The sequence below is a fragment of the Aerococcus sp. Group 1 genome (genome assembly GCF_000193205.1).
Lineage (GTDB): Bacteria > Bacillota > Bacilli > Lactobacillales > Aerococcaceae > Aerococcus > Aerococcus urinae_A.
The window spans coordinates 551,875-570,696 of record NC_015278.1 but is presented as its reverse complement, the minus strand read 5'-3'; the positions used below and the strand labels follow the sequence as shown (position 1 = coordinate 570,696).

15 protein-coding genes and 2 pseudogenes are annotated in these 18,822 nt (G+C 42.2%); 5 read left to right on the top strand and 12 right to left on the bottom strand.

What is annotated here, in order from left to right; genetic code table 11:
• Positions 1–36 precede the first annotated feature (36 nt).
• The 6 genes and pseudogenes from HMPREF9243_RS02685 to HMPREF9243_RS02660 all read right to left on the bottom strand — a co-directional run bounded on the left by HMPREF9243_RS02685 (position 37) and on the right by HMPREF9243_RS02660 (position 5,594).
• Positions 37–831 carry a metallophosphoesterase gene (locus HMPREF9243_RS02685; protein WP_013668562.1) on the bottom strand — a complete coding sequence of 265 codons (795 nt, stop codon included), beginning with the start codon at positions 829–831 and terminating at the stop codon, positions 37–39.
• A 14-nt stretch (positions 832–845) separates the two neighbouring features.
• Positions 846–1,622, bottom strand: a complete 777-nt coding sequence (gene phnE, locus HMPREF9243_RS02680) for a phosphonate ABC transporter, permease protein PhnE (protein WP_013669383.1) — start codon at positions 1,620–1,622, stop codon at positions 846–848.
• A gap of 3 nt (positions 1,623–1,625) precedes the next feature.
• Positions 1,626–2,404 (bottom strand): annotated as a pseudogene (gene phnE / locus HMPREF9243_RS02675) (phosphonate ABC transporter, permease protein PhnE).
• A gap of 1 nt (position 2,405) precedes the next feature.
• Positions 2,406–3,169, bottom strand: a pseudogene (phnC, locus tag HMPREF9243_RS02670) (phosphonate ABC transporter ATP-binding protein).
• A gap of 61 nt (positions 3,170–3,230) precedes the next feature.
• Positions 3,231–4,187: a phosphate/phosphite/phosphonate ABC transporter substrate-binding protein gene (locus tag HMPREF9243_RS02665; protein ID WP_049776727.1), complete on the bottom strand. Its 957-nt coding sequence runs from the start codon at positions 4,185–4,187 to the stop codon at positions 3,231–3,233.
• A 486-nt stretch (positions 4,188–4,673) separates the two neighbouring features.
• Positions 4,674–5,594 (bottom strand): L-lactate dehydrogenase, encoded by a 921-nt coding sequence (locus HMPREF9243_RS02660; protein WP_013670067.1) that lies wholly within the window; start codon positions 5,592–5,594, stop codon positions 4,674–4,676.
• Positions 5,595–5,755: 161 nt separating this feature from the next.
• Here HMPREF9243_RS02660 and HMPREF9243_RS02655 point away from each other — a divergent pair, with 161 nt between their 5' ends.
• The gene (locus HMPREF9243_RS02655) at positions 5,756–6,460 is read left to right on the top strand and encodes an RluA family pseudouridine synthase (RefSeq protein WP_013668776.1); all 705 of its coding nucleotides are present in this window, start codon (positions 5,756–5,758) and stop codon (positions 6,458–6,460) included.
• A gap of 308 nt (positions 6,461–6,768) precedes the next feature.
• On the opposite strand, the gene HMPREF9243_RS02650 is transcribed toward HMPREF9243_RS02655, so the two are convergent.
• Complete coding sequence (locus HMPREF9243_RS02650; RefSeq protein WP_013669523.1) at positions 6,769–7,533, bottom strand: NADPH-dependent oxidoreductase; 765 nt, start codon at positions 7,531–7,533, stop codon at positions 6,769–6,771.
• A 161-nt stretch (positions 7,534–7,694) separates the two neighbouring features.
• Here HMPREF9243_RS02650 and HMPREF9243_RS02645 point away from each other — a divergent pair, with 161 nt between their 5' ends.
• Complete coding sequence (locus HMPREF9243_RS02645) at positions 7,695–8,294, top strand: SOS response-associated peptidase (RefSeq protein WP_013668592.1); 600 nt, start codon at positions 7,695–7,697, stop codon at positions 8,292–8,294.
• A gap of 86 nt (positions 8,295–8,380) precedes the next feature.
• On the opposite strand, the gene HMPREF9243_RS02640 is transcribed toward HMPREF9243_RS02645, so the two are convergent.
• From HMPREF9243_RS02640 to HMPREF9243_RS02630, 3 genes are all read right to left on the bottom strand, one after another.
• Entirely contained in the window at positions 8,381–9,388 is a 1,008-nt protein-coding gene (locus tag HMPREF9243_RS02640) for an ornithine cyclodeaminase family protein (protein ID WP_013669348.1), read from the bottom strand.
• Positions 9,389–9,517: 129 nt separating this feature from the next.
• Entirely contained in the window at positions 9,518–10,486 is a 969-nt protein-coding gene (locus HMPREF9243_RS02635; protein WP_013668787.1) for an ABC transporter ATP-binding protein, read from the bottom strand.
• A complete protein-coding gene (locus HMPREF9243_RS02630) occupies positions 10,486–12,027 on the bottom strand; it encodes an ABC transporter permease/substrate-binding protein (RefSeq protein WP_013668944.1) in 1,542 nt (513 codons plus the stop codon). Before HMPREF9243_RS02630 ends, HMPREF9243_RS02635 begins: the two co-directional genes overlap by 1 nt.
• 282 nt (positions 12,028–12,309) lie before the next feature.
• On the opposite strand from HMPREF9243_RS02630, the gene HMPREF9243_RS02625 reads away from it, so the two are divergent.
• On the top strand, positions 12,310–14,181 hold the full coding sequence (locus tag HMPREF9243_RS02625) for a flavocytochrome c (protein ID WP_013668488.1): 1,872 nt from the start codon (positions 12,310–12,312) through the stop codon (positions 14,179–14,181).
• 175 nt (positions 14,182–14,356) lie between these two features.
• Positions 14,357–15,019, top strand: a complete 663-nt coding sequence (gene nth / locus HMPREF9243_RS02620) for an endonuclease III (RefSeq protein ID WP_013669516.1) — start codon at positions 14,357–14,359, stop codon at positions 15,017–15,019.
• Between the two features lie 121 nt (positions 15,020–15,140).
• Here nth and HMPREF9243_RS02615 read toward each other — a convergent pair whose 3' ends face one another.
• Both HMPREF9243_RS02615 and HMPREF9243_RS02610 read right to left on the bottom strand, forming a co-directional pair.
• A complete protein-coding gene (locus tag HMPREF9243_RS02615; RefSeq protein WP_013668736.1) occupies positions 15,141–16,070 on the bottom strand; it encodes a diacylglycerol kinase family protein in 930 nt (309 codons plus the stop codon).
• Between the two features lie 88 nt (positions 16,071–16,158).
• On the bottom strand, positions 16,159–17,349 hold the full coding sequence (locus tag HMPREF9243_RS02610; protein ID WP_013669644.1) for an NADH-dependent oxidoreductase: 1,191 nt from the start codon (positions 17,347–17,349) through the stop codon (positions 16,159–16,161).
• Between the two features lie 306 nt (positions 17,350–17,655).
• Between HMPREF9243_RS02610 and HMPREF9243_RS02605 the strand changes: the two genes are divergently transcribed.
• The gene (locus HMPREF9243_RS02605) at positions 17,656–18,798 is read left to right on the top strand and encodes an MFS transporter (protein WP_013668929.1); all 1,143 of its coding nucleotides are present in this window, start codon (positions 17,656–17,658) and stop codon (positions 18,796–18,798) included.
• Positions 18,799–18,822: the final 24 nt, after the last annotated feature.

Below are 18,822 nucleotides of genomic sequence, written 5' to 3'. Positions count from 1 at the left end.
ATTGACTTATATCTTATGTATTATTGTGCCGATTATTTAAAAATGAACTTCTTTAATAATTTTTCCTGTATACAATGAATACACGGAGTTGTTTATTATTTTGTGATCCTTAATGGTATAAATATTAGCACCATAATTTTCGTCAAATCGAACTTTTCCATCACTCATATCCTGACCAGCAAAAGCAATAGCATCAGCTGTAAAATAAGGAATTCCCTGATAATAATCCGCAAATTGGTGGTGAGTATGTCCTGTCAATATTCCCATCGTTGAATTGTCACATAGGATTTGTCGAAAAGCCTTGGGAGTTTCTAGAGCCGGAATATCCGCTTGTCTTTTAATTAAATGATGGTGCATTATAAGGAGAACTGGTTCATTATCTAACTTTCGATATGTTTCCTTTAACCAATTTAACCGATCGACATCTATAAAACCATTTGATAATCCATATTGAGAATTATCAAAGCTAACAATGGAAAAATTTTCTAAGTTAAAAACTCTACAATAAGGTCTATTGTCTTCTTCATTCAAAAATCCTTTGTAAAAATTTTCCTTGATATCATGATTACCTAAGGCAACAAAGTAAGGAACTGATAATAGACTATCTAACAAAATTTTTAACTGTTTATAATCCTCCACTGTACCGTCATCACAAAGATCCCCAGTGATTACCACAAAATCATATTCTATTCCTTTATTTTTCAACAAATTAATTAAATGAGTCAATTTTTCTTGGGGATGCTGCATCGATTGGAGCATTTGCAAATATTGAGTTGAGGAATCAGAATATTTCACTTTAAAATGAATATCAGACAAATGCAAAATTTTCATAAACTTACACAACCTTACCGTAGTCTATTCCTTATCATTCCTGCTAATTGATCGATCAGATAAACTGTAATAATTACACCAATTAATATAATACTTACAGTTGGCCAATTACGGGCTTGTATAGCAAAAATTAGAGGCGCTCCGATTCCCCCAGCACCTACTAAACCTAGAGTTGAGGCACTTCTAACTGCAATTTCAAAGTGATTCAGTACTAGCGAGCAACACATAGGTAATACTTGGGGAATTCGTGCATAAAATAAAATTTGCCAAAAATTAGCACCCACAGCCTCCATCGCTTCAACTGGCGTGTCATCTGCATTTTCTATCTCTTCAGTAAATAACTTCCCGATCATCCCAATCTGATGAATGCCAATTGCCATTACGCCGGCAAAGGGTCCGGGACCTACCATTTTAACAAAAATCATCGCATAAACTAATTCAGGAAAGGCACGTAAAATATTCAATATTAACTTACCTAATTTAGCTACCCAAGAAGCATTTTCCCAAAAATCTGAAACACTAAATAAAACAAAGGGTAAAGCTACGATTGTACCAATAAAAGTTCCTAAAAAAGCTATTCCGATAGTAATTAATAAAAGAGATATTAAGTCTTCACCACTGCCATCATAAATAAAGGACCAATCTGGCGTCATAAGTCCACTCATCACATTACCAATGTTGGCAAGTTTAAAGTTCTCTAGTGCTGAGTAGTCTATGGTCATTGCAGATATAACAAATACAAGAACTAAAACCAACATATATATCCAGTTTTTATTTTGCCTTTTAATCATTTATTAGCGCACCCGCTTTCTAATGGCTTCGCTGACGGTATCAGTGAGCCAAACAACAAGTAAAATCATTAAAATGATCATGGATACTCTTTCATATTGTAATAGCGCTAATGATGAATTTAAGATTACACCAATTCCTCCTGCACCAACATATCCTAAAACTGTGGAGGCTCTAACATTAACTTCAAATGCATAAAATAAATAAGAAATAATCGAAGCTATAATTTGAGGAAAAACTGCCCAAAATATCATTTGAAGTCGATTTGCACCTACGGCATAGGTTGCTTCGATTGGTAAGTAATCAATTGTTTCGATACTTTCATAAATAAGCTGCGAGACCATTCCAAAAGTAAAAATAGCGATCGTCATTACACCAGTAAATTCACCTATACCAATGATTGCTACTAGTAAGGCAGCTAGAAGAAGATTAGGAATTGTTCGAATAATACTTAGAAAAAACCGGAAAATGGATGTAATAATTTTATTATCTGTCACTACAGTCGTTGCCAGTAAAGAAAAAGGGATAGCCACAAGGACACCCAGAACTGTACCAACTACAGACATGGCCAAGGTTTGAAACATCGGCCCAATTAACTCTGGGATATAGGAAAAATCTGGTTTTAAAAAACGACTTAAGAAGCTCGTCATTTGTTTAGTATTAGTAAATAAACTGGAAAAATCAGCATCAGTAATAGAAATACTGGCTAATAGACAAATAATTAAAATAAAAAAATGAAAAGGTTATGGTAAAGATTATAGTGAACCGTATCTTTGAGCTTCACTCTAAACACTTCCTTCCATCACTTTTGCAATATCCTGCCCATATATATTTGCTAATTGATCATCCGTTAACTCTTTTGGACTCCCATCAAAAACAATTCTTCCTTTTTAAAACCAAGTATCCTATTGGAAAATTGCTTTGCCAGTTCAACCGAATGAATGTTAACCAATACTGTTTTTCCTAAAGTAGTATTAATATTTTTTAAGTCACTCATAACCCGTTGCGAAGTTATTGGGTCTAAAGATGCAACAGGTTCATCCGCTAAAATAATCTTAGCCTGTTGAACTAAAGTCCTTGCAATTGAGACCCGTTGCTGTTGGCCACCACTTAATTCGTCACAACGAGAATGTAACTTATCACTTAATTCCACCCGTTTCAATGCGTCCAAACATAATTCATAATCTTCCTGACTAAATAAGCCTAGAATACTCTTCCAAGTTGCATAATAGCCTAAACGACCTGACAAGACGTTCTTTTGAACAGTGCTTCTCTTCACCAAATTAAAGCTTTGTGCAATCATCCCAATATCGCGACGAAGCATGCGTAATTCTTTCTTAGAAGCATTAGTCATTGATTTGTCACCAATTATAATTTCACCTTTAGTGATGTCTATTAATCGATTAATAGAGCGTAAAAACGTACTCTTTCCCGCCCCACTTAGGCCAATAATAGATACAAATTCTCCATTTTCAATTTGAATATTTATATTATCTAAACCTTTTACACCATTAGAATATTCTTTACTAACTTCTTTGAATTCCAGCATATTATCCTATCCCCCTATTAAAAAACACACCAAATCCATTTGGACATGATGTGATTCTGAATTATTCTGCTGCTGCTTGAATATATTTTTGAATGGTATCGTAAGCAGCTTCATTTGCTTCAGCGTAGCCCTTATGTCCCCATAATGACATAACTTCTCTAGTTTTTTCATCTTTTGGCATATCTAAGAAGACTTGTTTAATTTTATCCTTTAACTCTTGATCCATATCTGTTTGAACAGCAATAGCATCATTAGGGATATCGCCTTCTGTTAGATAGAGAACACGTAAGTCTTTTAATAAGTCATTGTCTGGAAAACTATCTTGGAAAACATTTCTTGCCCCTTCAAAGACGAAAGCTGCATCCTGTTGACCGTTTAACAAAGCTGTCATCTGACTAGGAATATCATTAACCGTTGTTAATGTCGATTCAACAGTGGGATCGATACCTTCTTGTTTTAATTCTGCAACAGGGTAAATATAACCACTTGCTGAGTTTGGACTAAGTGTAGCAATTCTTTTACCTTTTAAATCAGTAAATTCTTGCATATCACTATCAGCTGGTACTAATACTTCACCTTTAAAACTACTCCGAGTTTCACCTTCCTCTGGCAAACCAGTCTCACGGTTATAAGCACCTAACTCAGACGTTAAAATAGCTTCAGCAGCGCCTTGTTCACGGGCTTGTACGTAGGCAGCTGGTGGCATGATACCTAAATCCACTTGTCCAGAAGCCATTGCTTCTACAATGGTTGAATAATCAGTTGCTAAAGTTACAGTTACATCAGCATCTAATTTCTCAGAAAGATATTCTTCAAATGGCTTAGCCTTTGCTTCCATTGATCCATCATTATTTGTAGGCACAAATTGGACATTAATTCCAGGACGTTCATTTTCAGATTGGCCAGAAGATTCCTGATTTCCACAAGCACCTAAGAAAAAGAAACTTGCAACTAATAAGGTTAAACGCTTCAATCTCTTCACTACATATACATTCCTTTCCTCATAATACGCTAACATATTATCAACTACGTCAGTATATCAGGGCTATGTAATGTTCGTGTAAATTGTTTGTTAACTTTAAGTAAATACATTCGTTGTTATTTTGTTATTGATAATCTTTTTTACTTAACTTTAATCAATAAATAATATTTATATTTTGAAAATAATAAAAAAGCACACCAGTTTTTCACTAGTGTGCTGTTAAAACGTGTTCCTGGTGCAAGGAAAGCATCCACTTTACTAAAGAGCAAAAAAATTCTCTTTGAGAATTCTTTCGCCCTTTAGCTCCAGCGATCTTGCCTTTTGGGCACCAGTCACACTCTTCCCAAACCTGCTCCAGTCACAGAACAAACGTCCACTTCAAAAACTGATAACGCTCAGCTTCACTGAGCTTATCCCAATTTTTCCAGTTGCTATAGCTGTTCGAAGCGTTAGCGAGTTACAGATATAGTATGCGTAGCGTTTTCGTCCTTTGGTGTGACTGTCGCACTCTTATTAATAATTCTAATCTTCGACTTTAGATTTTTCTTTGATGGTGTCAGCGGAATTTTGTAATTTGGCAAGCTCTTCTTCAGTTAAGTCTAATTGACTTTGTTTGACAATCCCTGCTTTACCAACGATCGCTGGGTAGGAGAGATAGGTGCCATATTCTTCACGGTAGTTAGAAACAGGTAATTCTTCATGACTATCGGAAAGAACCGCATCGACTAAGCGGTCAGCAGCTGCTGTAATCCCATAGTTGGTATATTTCTTACCTGAGAAGACCACGTAACCGCCATCACGGGTTTCTTGGTCGACATCTTCCAAGCTGAAATCGACTTTTTCTAATAGCTTGTAAATGCTTTGGCCCATGACTTTAACGGTTGACCAAGCCACAAATTGGGAGTCCCCGTGTTCCCCTAAACTATAACCTTGGACTGATTTAGGATGAACATCAAATAATTTACCTACAGCCCGTTGTAAACGTGCAGAATCCAACAAGGTCCCCGTCCCGATAACCTTTTCCTTGGCTAGACCGGTAACTTCTTGGTACAAGTTACAAATCGCGTCATTAGGGTTAGTAATGACCACTAAAACCCCAGAAAAGCCTGATTCTTTAATCGTTTGGCCAACTTTTTTTACTTGTTCACGGTTATGTTTTAACTCACCGAAGCGGTCAGGGTTGTCGCCACCAATTAAGCCAATGTTCCCTAAAGCAGAAACAATAACTTCTGCTGATTTGAGGGCTGCTTGATCATTGACATTGATTTTGACGCTGTGGTTTAAGTTACTCATAGCATCTTCAAAGTCTAAGGCATCTGCCTTCACCTTTGCTTCATTGGTATCAAATAAAGTCAATTCATCAACATGGCCATTAAGGATTAATTGATGGGCAACAGTAGACCCAACATTTCCCATTCCAAAAACTGCTACATGACGTGACATCCAATCACTCCTTTCATTTATTGTTACATACTATACCACACTTTTTGACTTTGAAGCGGTAAATTTTCAGAAAATTCTTTCTTTTTGGCCTTTTCTATTCTATGAATTAAAAGCCAATCTAGTATATACTGGTAATTGACCATCAAGGAAAGGAAGAGAGCATGCCGATCCCCATTATTTACGAAGACAACCACCTGCTCATTGTTGAGAAGCCAATCAATATGCCGGTCCAAGAAGATGCTAGTGGAGACCTAGACCTACTGTCAGCGCTCAAGGCATTTATTAAGGAAAGGGACCATAAACCAGGCAATGTCTACTTGGCCCTCCTCCACCGCCTGGACCGTCCAGTGGGTGGGGTGATGGCCTTTGGGAAGACCTCCAAGGCCGCTAGTCGTTTATCGGATGATTTTAGAAGACATAGGGTCAAGCGCGACTACCTAGCTGTGGTTCAAGACCAAAAGTTAACGCTAAAAAATCAAGAAACCTGGACCGATTACCTCTATAAAAACCGTAAAAAGAATAAGGTCAGCGTGGTTAATAAGGCCGACAAGCGCGGTAAAAAGGCTGTCCTTGACTACCAATTACTGAAACAAAGAAAGCAAGTTGCCCTGGTCAGAGTCCGCCTCCACACCGGACGCTCTCACCAAATTCGCGTACAATTTCAAAGCCGCCAGCACCCACTCTGGGGCGACCAAAAATACGGTCAAAAATATAGTCACAAAGGCCAACAAATCGCGCTCTGGGCCCAGCATTTAAGCCTCATCCATCCCACCAAAAAAGAAACAATGACTTTTACCAGTACCCCGCCCCTCAGTAAAGAACCCTGGAATATATTCAAAAACCAGTTCACTACTGATGAAGATTGATGTTTCATGACGTAAAAAAAGAGCACCCCAGCGATGGGGCGCTCTCCTCGTGTTGTGACTGTCACACTCTCTATAGTTGAGTTTGGAAGGGTGAGGGGATGTCCTTTCAGAAAAGTTGATCGACCAGCAAGCTGAGCTCGAACGCCAGACTTGAAGTTGCTTCAGAAAATACCAACACCCAGCCTTGCTGTGCTTATGATTTTTTCTCCAGCAATTCAAGTCTTTAGCAGCGTCCCTCACATCCTTATATCTGGCCTTATCATCTTTTCCTCCAAAGAATCTCCCTCCCTGATCCTTCCTCACATCCTCTACTCAATGGGTTGGACGTTAAAGCCTTGTTTACGTAAGTCTTCGATTAATTCTTCCCGCCGACTTTGACGGAGGTTGGATTTCTTCACGACTTGTTCATAGAAGGAGTCGACCCGGCGGTTAGAGTCACGTAAATCATAGTAAGTGGTCATCTCTTGGTCATAGGTATCCATGATTTCCTTAGCATTGTCTGGATAATGGTAGGTGTCTTCAAAGATTCGCATTTCCTTAGGAATCCTAGGCTTCAATTGGGGTTCTTGGTTAGGATGACCAAAAGCTAGTCCTAAAACAGGTGCCGTTAATTTGGGAAGCTGCAGAATATCAATCATGGCACCCATGTTATTTTGAATGCTCCCCAAAAAGACAGCACCCATATCTAAGGATTCCACAGCATTATTCACGTTTTGCGCCATCAAGACGGCATCACTATAACCTTGGAAGAAGCGTTCTAATTGGTGGGAAGAAGCCGTATCTGCGTCGTGTTCCTTTGCAATTTGGGTATTGCGATACAAGTCAACGATAAAAATCCATAGTTCAGGAGCCCGGGCAACATAGTCCTGGTTACATACTTCGGCAATTTGGGCTTTCTTATCAGGATCTTTTACCCGGATAACGCTGGCATACTGCATCCCGGTTGAAGTTGCGGTATGGATCGCTACCTCTTCTAATTGCATAATCACTTGGTCACTAATCTGGTCTTGGGTAAATTCACGAATGGTTCGGTGGTTCAATTGTTGTTCAATCAATGAGTTTTGCTTGTTCATCCAAAAACCTCCTTATATACTATATGGTAAAGTTTAACAATTGGCTTAGACCTTGTCCACTGAAGAAGTCTATCCGCTCACTAGTAAAAACTTACAGTTATCTAAAAATTGCAATAAATTCGTGGTACTTCATTTAAAATAATCAGTAAGGAGGAATCACCATGTGTGGTCGTTATGAATTTAACCAGGAAGAAGCCTTACTCAAGCACTTCTACCAACGGGCCAATGATCCCGACATCCAAACTGGTACCCTCTACCCTGGCCAGGTTGTTCTCACCTTGAGCGCCAACCCAGACCAGTCCGTTCATGCGCGTGGCATGGAGTGGGGTTATGCAGGCTTTAATAAGGGGCAATTATTGATCAACGCCCGGTCGGAAAGTATCACGGATAAGGCAACTTTTCAAGCCGATTTTCACTACCGTCGCTGCCTCTTCCCTATGTCTAGCTACTATGAGTGGACCAAGTACAAAGAACGCTACCGTTTTTCCAGTAATGATATTCTCTATGTGGGGGGCTGCTACCAAAAGCCTAAGGACGGGCAAAAGCACCCACGGGCCGTGCTCATGACCCAAGCGGCTAATCCACTAGCCCAAGAAGTCCACCACCGCATGCCCTATTTTGTCCAAGCTAAAGATATCCGGTCTTGGCTCAATGACTATGCCTTCGCCCGCCACTACCAGGATTCTAATGCCCAACTCTTCATGGAAAAGGAAACCGATAATAAAAACTTCCGCAATATGACTCTCAACCTTAAAGATTAATAAAAAAGAAAGGCTGCGCAGCCCTCCCTTTAGTCATTTTTTTGACCTGAAAGGAAACTGTCGCAGCCTTTTTTGTTGACTTATTATTAATAAGGGTTGAAGGAGAAGGTGGAACCGATATTTTCGACTTCTGCGTCTTTGGCTAATTGACCAGCAATGGCAATGTCTAAGGCACCGATACCGATTGGTACACAGATAGTGGTTCCCTTACGTAGGCCTGGTAAGGTTAAACGACCTGAAGCTAATTGACCAATCGTTGCATCAATATCATCTTCATCAATAATAGACTTAGTTGCTGCATCCGCTAAAGCGCCACGGTGTAGGGCTTGGCCAATGTGGTCGACAACAATGTGGTCAGAATAGTTAATCAGATGGTTACCGATTTCATGACCGGAACCAATTGGAATAATGACCGTGTCACCAGAAACGTCTTGGTAGTCAAGTAAGGCTTCTTGTGATTTGGTTGCTGTGATCACGATGTCAGCGTCACAGGCTTCCTTGACATCAGTCACATAGTCAATATCGCCATCCACTAAGTCTTCATGTTCAGCGATAAATTCCTTAACGCCTTTGTCATGGTAGTGCCAGAGGTTAACGTGTTTAATATTAAACCAGTCAGCAATGGCATGGAGTTGCATGGAAGCTTGCATCCCCGTACCGAAGAGGGCTAAGTTAAGATCAGACCCTTTCTCAAAGCCTAGGTACTTAATAGCAACAGCCGTTTGAGCACCAGTTCTGAGGTTAGTAATTAAGGTCCCATCCATCACTGCTTTAAAGGTCCCTAATTGAGGATCAATTAAGAGAATAAGCCCATTAATGTAAGGATAGCCGGCCTCTTTCCGCTTGCCATCGAAACCACCGACCCATTTTAAACCAGCAACATCTAAGCCACCAATATAAGCGGGCATAGCATTCATATACCCTTCATATTCAGGCCAATCACTGTTGTTTCCTAGGTCTAAGGTGACCTTGGTTGGGTTCTTCACCCGACGTTCCCCTACCTCTTGGAAGGTTTTTTCGACAATTTCATTCACCTTGTCCATGGTCAACATTTTCTTAATGGTTTCTTGGTCCAATAATCGTGTTTCTGTCATATAACAACTTCCTTTCTATAACAATATCCACTTATATAGTAACAATAATTCGGAAAAAAGTTATAAAAAAGCTCTTGGCCAATTTCAATGGCTAAGGGTTAGGACAATTTTTGGGTTAAAACTGATCGATTATTTTTTCTCTTCAGCCAGATAAGTAAAGACTTCCGAGCGACTTAAGCAACCAAGGGTTTTCCCCTCATGACTGATAAGCACCGCTTCCTCTTGGGCTAGAGCCTGGTAGAGATCAGTCAGCGAGGCTTGGCTATCGAGCTGGGGCAGGTCTTTAGCCATTGCTCCATTCGCTTCTCTTTTTATCGCTGGCAAAGCTTGTAAGAGTGAAGCGACTGAAGTCAGCTCTTCTGCCACTAAACTCCCCTGTTTAAAAAAGTGGCGGACAAATTCATTGGCTGGCTTGGCTTTGATATTTTTAGGGCTATCAACCTGGACTAGTCGCCCGGCTTGCATGATGGCAATACGATCTCCCAAGCGCAAAGCCTCATCCATGTCATGAGTAACAAAGACAATAGTGGTTTGAATTTTGTGGTGGAGGTCCAGTAACAATTCCTGGAGGGACTCCCTAGAAAGTGGGTCTAAGGCGGAAAAAGGCTCATCCATAAGCATCAAAGGCGGTTTCGCAGCAATGGCTCGACAGATGCCTACCCGCTGCTGTTCGCCTCCCGATAGCTCCCGCGGGTAACGCTTGCTGTATTTTTTCGGATCAAGGCCCACCTGCCATAAAAGCTCTTCCGTTCTGGCTTGCCGTTCTTTTTTTGCCATGCCGATCATTTCTGGGATGGTTTCGATATTCTCTTCCACGGTCATAGTAGGGAAGAGGGCAATATCTTGCAAGACATAGCCCATTTGCCAGCGCATTTTATTTAAGTTATAGGAACGTATATCTTGTCCCTTAAAGTAAACTGTTCCTTTTTCTGGGTTAACTAAGCCGTTAATCATTTTTAAGCTGGTCGTTTTGCCACTTCCCGAGGGCCCCACCAGGACAAAGAACTCTCCGCTTGAAATTTTTAAGTCAAGGTGGTCAACCACTAACTTATCTTGGTAGAACTTGCTCACGGAATCAAAACGGATAAAATCTTCCATTATTGGCCACCTCCAATCAAGCCTTTGTCCAGGAGAAATTGATGGGCAACCTCTTTGGCGGACTGCCCTTCTTGACTGACCTGGTAGTTCATTTGAATCATCTCTTCCTCAGTAATCATACCGGCTAAGCGGTTCAGGGCCGCTACCACTTGGGGATGGTCCTGGGCATAGTCGAGTCTTAACATCGGTGCCCCCTGGTAGTGGGGGAAGAGGCCTAAGTCATCTTCTAGAGCTACCAGGTCGTAGGCTTTGATTTCACTATCAGTTGAGTAACCATCCACCAGGTCAACCTCCCCCTGGGCAATGGCCTGGTAACGTAGAGCCGGTTCCATACTGGAGACTTGGCCAAAATGCAATTGGTAAAGGGATTGGATGCCTTGGTAGCCATCTTCACGGTCGATAAATTCTAAGGTAAAGCCCGCACTTAAATTATTCGCATAGGGCTTTAAATCAGAAATTTTCTTAATCCCCATGGCTTCGGCTTGGTCGCGGCGCATCAGAATCGCATAGGTATTTTCATAGGCCATAGGCTCTAATAAGGTGAGTTGGTATTCTTCTTCCAGACCCTGCTTAGCTAAGTCATAGGTTTCTCCCTTAGAAAGCTCCCCCGGATGATTAGCCGGCGGATTTTCCAAGAGGCTACCAAGAATGGTTCCGGAAAACTCCGGATAAATATCCACTTCTTGGTGGTTAAGGGCCTCAAAAAGAAAACTGGTCTTGCCAAAATTGGGCTTCAATTCTACTTGAAACTGATCATCTTCAGCTTGAATGAGCTCTTGGTACATGTTGATCAAGATATCCGGCTCACTGCCTAATTTACCTGCAATCACCACTTTTTGATCAGGAGCTTGAGCATTTTGGTAAAGATTCACCCCTCCAATCACAAGAAAAAGTCCCAAGAGACTAGTTACTACCACCAGAGGACTCTTATTCTGTAAGAACTTAATCAAGGCGGAAAAGGTCAAAGCTAAGAGGGCTGAACCGATCGCCCCCACTAGGGTCAAAAGCGGCTGGTTACGGTCAATTCCCAAGAGGATGAAAGTCCCAAGCCCTCCGCCACCGATCAGGGCAGCTAGGGTAGCCGTTCCAATAATTAAAACCAAGGCTTGGCGGATTCCAGACACAATAACAGGTAAGGCAATCGGTATCTCAACTTTTAATAAACGCCGCATTGCTGACATTCCAAAAGCTACCGCCGCTTCTTCGATTGAATCATCTATCTCAGTTAAACCAACATAAGTATTTTGAAAAATCGGCAGAAGAGCATAGACGACTAAGGCGATTAAGGCTGGCACCGTTCCAATCCCAACTAAGGGAATTAAAAGCCCCAAAAGAGCTAATGAAGGAATGGTTTGTAAGACACCAGTAAGCTGCAGCGCCCCTTCAGCAATCCGTGGCTGGGACCGGAGTCCAATCGCTAAAGGAATCCCGATGATAAGGGCAATTAATAAGGCGGTTAGAGACAGGGTCAAGTGTTCCCAGCTGGCCGCTAGTAAGTCACTACCACGTTCTTGAAAAATACTTCCTAATTCTGCAATCATTTGTCCATCCTCTTACTATGCTTAGTTGTCACTATTTACTGGCTGATTTTTCTTCTAGTGAGATGAGTATTAAAGCTCTCATTAGCTTAAATTAAAGGTCAGTAAATAGCAATTTTAAAGCACGGCTACCAACCCTCGTTATATAACCGTTCAGTCATCAAAGACATCTTAAAAAGGCATAGCTAAAGGCGATTAAAGCAAGTGTAAGCGCTGACAAAAGCAGGACACTTGTGCTATTCTTAAGGTGTCAAGAAATACCAAATAGAAAGAAGGAATGCAAACATGAGTGAATTTAAAGAATTAACTTTTAAACCTGGCACCTATCATGTGCGTGCTAATGGTCATAACGGTTCCCTCCCCATGACAGTTGAGTTATCTGAGCACCGAATCGAAAAAATCGAGGTCGATTCTAGCGGAGAAACTAAGGGGATCGCTAGCCCGGTATTTACTGAAGTGCCCCAAGACATTATTGCTGGGCAAACTCTAAATGTAGATACCGTTTCAGGTGCTACCGTATCTAGCCACGGCATTATCGATGGGGTTGCCGATGCTGTTAAAGAAGCCGGTGCCGATCCTGAAGCCTTACGCCAACGCCCTAAGCCTGAAAAAGAAACCGCCCAAGATGAAAACTTGGAAACGGAGGTCGTAGTCGTTGGTGGTGGTGGTGCTGGTCTATCCGCAGCTGCTGCTAGTTTACAAAGCGGTAAAAGGGTTATCCTGTTAGAAAAATTCCCGGTGATCGGTGGGAATACCGTCCGTACCGGCGGCCCCATGAATGCAGCTGACCCTAAATGGCAAAATAAATTTGAAGCACTTCCTGGTGAAGACCACACCCTCGAAGAAATTTACAATCTTGATGAAAGCGAAATCGACCAAGAATATCTGGAAGACTTCCGTGAATTAAGAAAACAAATTAAGGCTTATTTAGAGGAAGTAGATAGTAAGGACGAATACCTCTTCGACTCTACCCTCTTCCACCGGATCCAAACCTACCTTGGGGGGAAACGGACTGACCTCAAAGGCAACCAAGTCTATGGTAACTATGACTTAGTCAAAACCCTCACCGATAATGTACTGGACTCCGTACACTGGTTAGAGGATATCGGGGTTGAATTTAACTACGAAAGTGTTGCTATGCCAGTTGGGGCAATGTGGCGACGTGGTCACCAACCAACCAGTGACAACGGCTACGCCTATGTGAAGAATCTGGAAAAATTCATCTTGGACAATGGCGGACAAATCATCACTGATGCTCGCGTTAAGGAATTACTCGTTGAAAACGACCGTGTGGTTGGAGTGAAAGCGGACCACCAAGGCGCTAGCTTAACCATTAAGGCTAAGGCGGTAGTCCTAGGTTCTGGTGGTTTCGGGGCCAACACCAAGATGCTTCAAGAATACAATACCTATTGGGAACGGATTGATGATGACATTAAAACTTCTAACTCCCCCGCTATCACTGGTGACGGGATTAAACTAGGGGAGCAAGTTCATGCTGACTTAGTGGATATGGGAATGATCCAAATGCTACCAACCTGTGACCCAGAAACCGGAGCACTCTTCACTGGTCTACAAGTGCCACCAGCTAACTTCCTCATGGTCAACCAAGAAGGCAAACGTTTCGTTAATGAATTTGGCACCCGGGATGAAATTTCCAAGGCTGCCATCGCTAACGGCAGTCTCTTCTACTTAATTGCTGACGATGAAATTAAGAAGACGGCCTACAATACCAGCCAAGAAAAAATCGACCAGCAAGTCGCAGAAGGCACCCTCTACCGAGCTGATAGCATTGCCGAACTCGCTGAACAAATTGGGGTTGATCCTAGTGTGCTCGAAGAAACCGTGGCTACCTATAATTCTTATGTGGACCAAGGGGAAGACCCTGATTTCCACAAGAATGCCTTCGATTTGAAGGTTGAAGTAGCACCTTTCTACGCTACCCCACGTAAACCTGCTGTCCACCACACCATGGGTGGCTTGAAGATCGATACCGATGCCCATGTTATCAACCAAGATGGCGAAATTATTAAGGGTTTATACGCTGCGGGTGAAGTTGCTGGTGGTATCCATGCTGGTAACCGTTTAGGCGGGAATGCCTTAGCTGATATCTTCACCTATGGCCGGATTGCCGGTAAGAATGCTAGCCAAGAAGCCTAGCTAAAATACCTCCTAAGTCATAAAAAGCTGAGTACAAAAGTGCTCAGCTTTTTCTATTGCAATTGTCAACACAGCGAATTTCCTCTAATCATGGTAAAGTATAGTTACCGTTAGCAAGAATTTCTCTCAAATTGGAAGAAATTCTTGCTGAATTCCACGAAGAAAGGTGACCCTTATGCTATCTGACCAAAATGCCTACTATCTCCTCCAAGAGATGATTAAATTTTACCCTCATGTGACGACTGAGTTAAACTATGAGACCAATTTTCAATTGCTCATCGCCGTCATCCTTAGTGCCCAAACTACCGACCAAGGGGTCAATAAGGTCACCGCTAACTTATTTAGGGACTATCCCACTGCCAAAAAGATGGCCCAGGCGAATCCTAAAGACCTAGAACCCTATATCCAACCCATTGGTCTCTATAAAAATAAGGCCAAATACATCCAAAAAGCGGCCCAACAAATCATTGAAGACTTTGATGGCCAGGTTCCTAAAGACCGTAAAGACATTGAGAGCATCACTGGCGTTGGTCGTAAAACAGCTAATGTGGTCCTAAGCATTGCCTATGATGTGCCGGCTTTTGCGGTTGATACCCACGTCCAAAGGGTTTGTAAACACCACCGCATCGTTGACCAAGGCGCCAATGTCAAAGATGTTGAAAAGCGGGTAACGGAATTGCTGGATGAATCCCAATGGCGGCAAGCCCACCAAGCCTTAGTCCGCTTTGGTCGCTATATTTGTACCGCAAGAAAACCCACATGCTATGCCTATGACCAGTTATTTCACCTGCCTGATCCTAGTGAAGAAGACCTATTACCTAAAGAAGGCGAAAAATAATAATAAATTAAAAAGCGAGCAGGTCCAGAAAATGGTCTGCTCGCTTTCTTGTACCACCAAAGAAGTCAGTACTTTAAAAAATTTGATAGTCACTTTTTATGGCTCTTACTCCTATTTAGTTTTAAAGATAAAAATCTTGCTTACCTTGCCAGACTCGAACAGGATATTGGTCAATCGTTAAACTTTCCCCATCAACTTGGCTAATCATTGGCCTGTCAATTTCTACTTCAACCACTTCCCCGCTAAGATGAGTCATATAAGGAGAGGACTCTTGCTGGTGACTGATAAAAATACGGTAGAGGAGATCTAAAATCCCCTGAGCTTTAATATCGTGAATAACAACGGCAGACACTTGACGATCTTGGATTTTTTCTAAAGGATAGAGATGAATGCCTCCGCCAAAGTAGGGGTTATTCATAAAGACTACCAAGGCACAGCGGTTAAAATGATAGGACTGGCCATCGATTTTCAACTGACAATTAAAAAGTGACAGCCGGGGTAAGCTTTGAAAGAGACCCACTAGGTAACGTAATTTATTGCCCCAAGGCTTGCGAAAAATTCCCTTACTCTCTTTGAGTTTGATGGCTTGTTCAATGACCACACCGTCAAAACCCAACCCTAAACTATTAACCAAGGACCGTCTTCGCCCGTGTTGGCCCAATTGATAGTGGTAGATGGACAGGGTTTTAGGAGATCTTTCTTCCACTAAAGGAGCTAGATAGTCAGACAAGTGGCTTTTATCCTGCTGGAAATAACGTGAAAAATCATTGCCCGATCCAGCAGGTAAATAGGTCAAGGGAACGTCGACTTGCATAGCTTGGAAGACGGCCACCAATTCATGGAGGGTCCCATCGCCGCCGATCACTAGAAGGCGGCTATCTTTTTGAAAATTACCCAGGAGTTTGGGCGCTAAGTCAAAGATATGGCCCGGATAAGCGGTAATATGCACGCGATAGCCCTGCTGGTGGTCATCAAGATAAGCTTGGACCCGGTCTAGTACTTCCCTTCCCCGACCTAACCCAGCCTCTTCATGGCAAATAATCTCAATCACAGTCATGTCCCCTTTTTTGCTAATGAGTCATTGGATTGCTTGTTGTGGTTCTTCTCTCTTATCTTTGACAGCTTACTAGGGCTGACTATTAATAGCCTTCGCGATAATAGTCGTCTCCCTTATAGATATCATGCAGATGGTAGATCGACTCACGACCTGGCATTTTCAGTGGCATTTGTGGGTCTGAGAAGAGAGTAATCAAAGCGGGGGGCAGTTTCGAAATTTTCACTTGTTCTGGCGAAATGGCAGTAACAATTTCATCGCCCCGGCCTTCTAAAATTTTCTTTCCAAATTGAGGATCAATCAAAGTCCCCCGGCCGACTGCTGCTAGATCAGCATAGTTCAGGGCATCTTGGGCTTTTTCTTCATCAGTGATGCCACCCACGACAATTAACTTCACATCGTCAGGCAAGACTTGACGGTAAAATTGGGAGTAAGTCTTGTCTTGACCGGCAGGTTTACCCTTGTAGTTTAAGTTAGAAACATGGATATAGTCAAAGTCATAATCCTTACCCAAGTCTTCCACTAGGCGGGTAGAGTCTTCATAAGTATAGCCCACATTGTCCCCGTGAATTTCTTCTGGACTGATCCGGTAACCAATAATGAAGTCAGCGGGAGCTTCTTTTCTAACCACTTCAAAGACCGCATCATTGACTTCACGGATAAAGCGGGTGCGATTTTCATAGGAACCTCCCCACTTATCAGTCCGTTGGTTGGACCATTTGGAGAAGAATTGTTGGTGGAGGTAATGGTTAGCCCCGTGGATCTCTACCCCATCAAAACCGGCCGCAATGGCACGGCGGGTAGCTTCTCCAAAGGCCTTAATCGTCGCTTCAATTTCTTCTTCGGTAATTTCTTGGACCGGATAGTCTAAGAAAGAAAAGTCAATGGCACTAGGTGCTAAGGCGCGACCCCCATGGCGGGCTGGGAAGTTGGATTCTCTACCAGAGTGGTTTAATTGAATAACGGCCTTGTTGCCCTTTGCTTTCAGGCTCTTGGCAATTTTGCTTAAGCCTTCGATATGGTCATCACTTTGGATCCCTAACTGTTCCTTGTTGGCTGCCCAGGTATGGGAAGGACCTCCATCCTTAATCACATAGCAATATTCAACAATCACCAACCCAGCTGATTCTGAACGCGCCGCATAATAATCCAGGGTGTCTTGACTGACAAACCCTTGGCTCAACCCACTATTGGTTAACATGGGAGGTTGGACAATCCGGCCCTTCAATTGAGCGCCATGCCGCAAAGTAACGGTATCGGTTAATTTTTTAGTCATAATAAGTATCCTTTCGCTAGCAAGCCAATCTCTCTTATATTAATGCTTATTTAGCCCAAAAAGAAATGGCCTGTTTTGTTTTTCCTTTGGACATTATTTTAGCAAAATTCGCTAAAATTTCCAGAAAATGATGAATTTTACTTCTGTTCAATCTTGAACATTTATTAGCCAAACAAGTAAATAAACACGATGTCTAGTCCCCTTTTCTTTGAGAAAATCTTGATTCTTTTTCTTTTATCCCCCTGCTTTCGTGATATGATAGCAATGGTTGTATAAAATTTTATTAATAAAAGAAAGGACTGTTTTATGAGTACTAAGCAACTTCCTTGGAAAAACTTATTGATACTTGCTTTTATTGCTTGTATTGCTATGATTTCAGAATTACTGCCTTCAGGATTCTTGCAAGAAATGGCCAGTGCTTTTAACGTGCCTTTAGGACGGATGAGTCTCTTTATTGGGACCTATGCCATTATGTCAGCCGCAGTCGGTATTCCCATTACCCGAGTCTTTTCTCAGGTCAACCGAAAAACCTACTTGCTATGGGTCTGTGGCTTCTTCGCTGTCAGCAATTTATTCATTGCCTTTGCTCCTAACTTTCTGATCGCCTTTTTAGCACGGATTATTGCCGGGTCCGCCGCCGGAGCACTCTGGGCCATGTTAGGTTCTTACCCCATTGGTTTTTTACCCTTGCACTTAGCAGGACGTGGGACTGCCATCGTGCTTGCCGGGGTGACGTTTGGACTGAGTGTCGGCCTACCTCTAGCTACTCTCTTTGCTAAATCCTTTGGTTGGCGGATGGGATTTATTTTAATTACGCTCTTATTTATTGGATCAGCCCTGCTTGGTTTAAAACTCTTCCCTAAAGTAAATGGTGAAGAATATAATGCCGATAATAACTACGGCAAGCTTTTAAAGAATAAAGGGGTTCTGATTGCTAGTTTAGCCACTATTCTGATCGTGATGGCCCAATATGTTTCCTATATTTTTATCCAGCTCATTGCCCAAACAGCAGGCATTACCGTAGCCTCTGCCCAAGCGGCCTTTGGGGTGGGAGCCTTAATCTCGATCGGTATAGTTGCTCGTTTTATCGATCGCTATCTCTTCAAATTAACCTTAGGAATCTCAGCTCTAACTGCCATCGCCATTTTTATTTTAGTGGTTAATATTCCTAGCCCTTTGATTAACTATCTGGCCTTCGCCCTCTGGGGATTGGGCTTTGCGCCAATGACGACCCTCCTGCAAACCGCAACGACCAAACAAGTTGACCATGGCAAGGCCTTAGCCAATTCCGTCAGCGCAACCTCCTACGACTTAGCCATCATGCTCTCCAGTTTGCTGGGTAGCTTGACTATTGCATCGCTCGGACTCGACGGCACCCTTTGGATTTCCATTGGCTTTGCCTTAGCTGTCTTCTTACTGATTTTCTTTAACCATAAATATTTTACTTAATGATAACGATTAGATAACTATGCT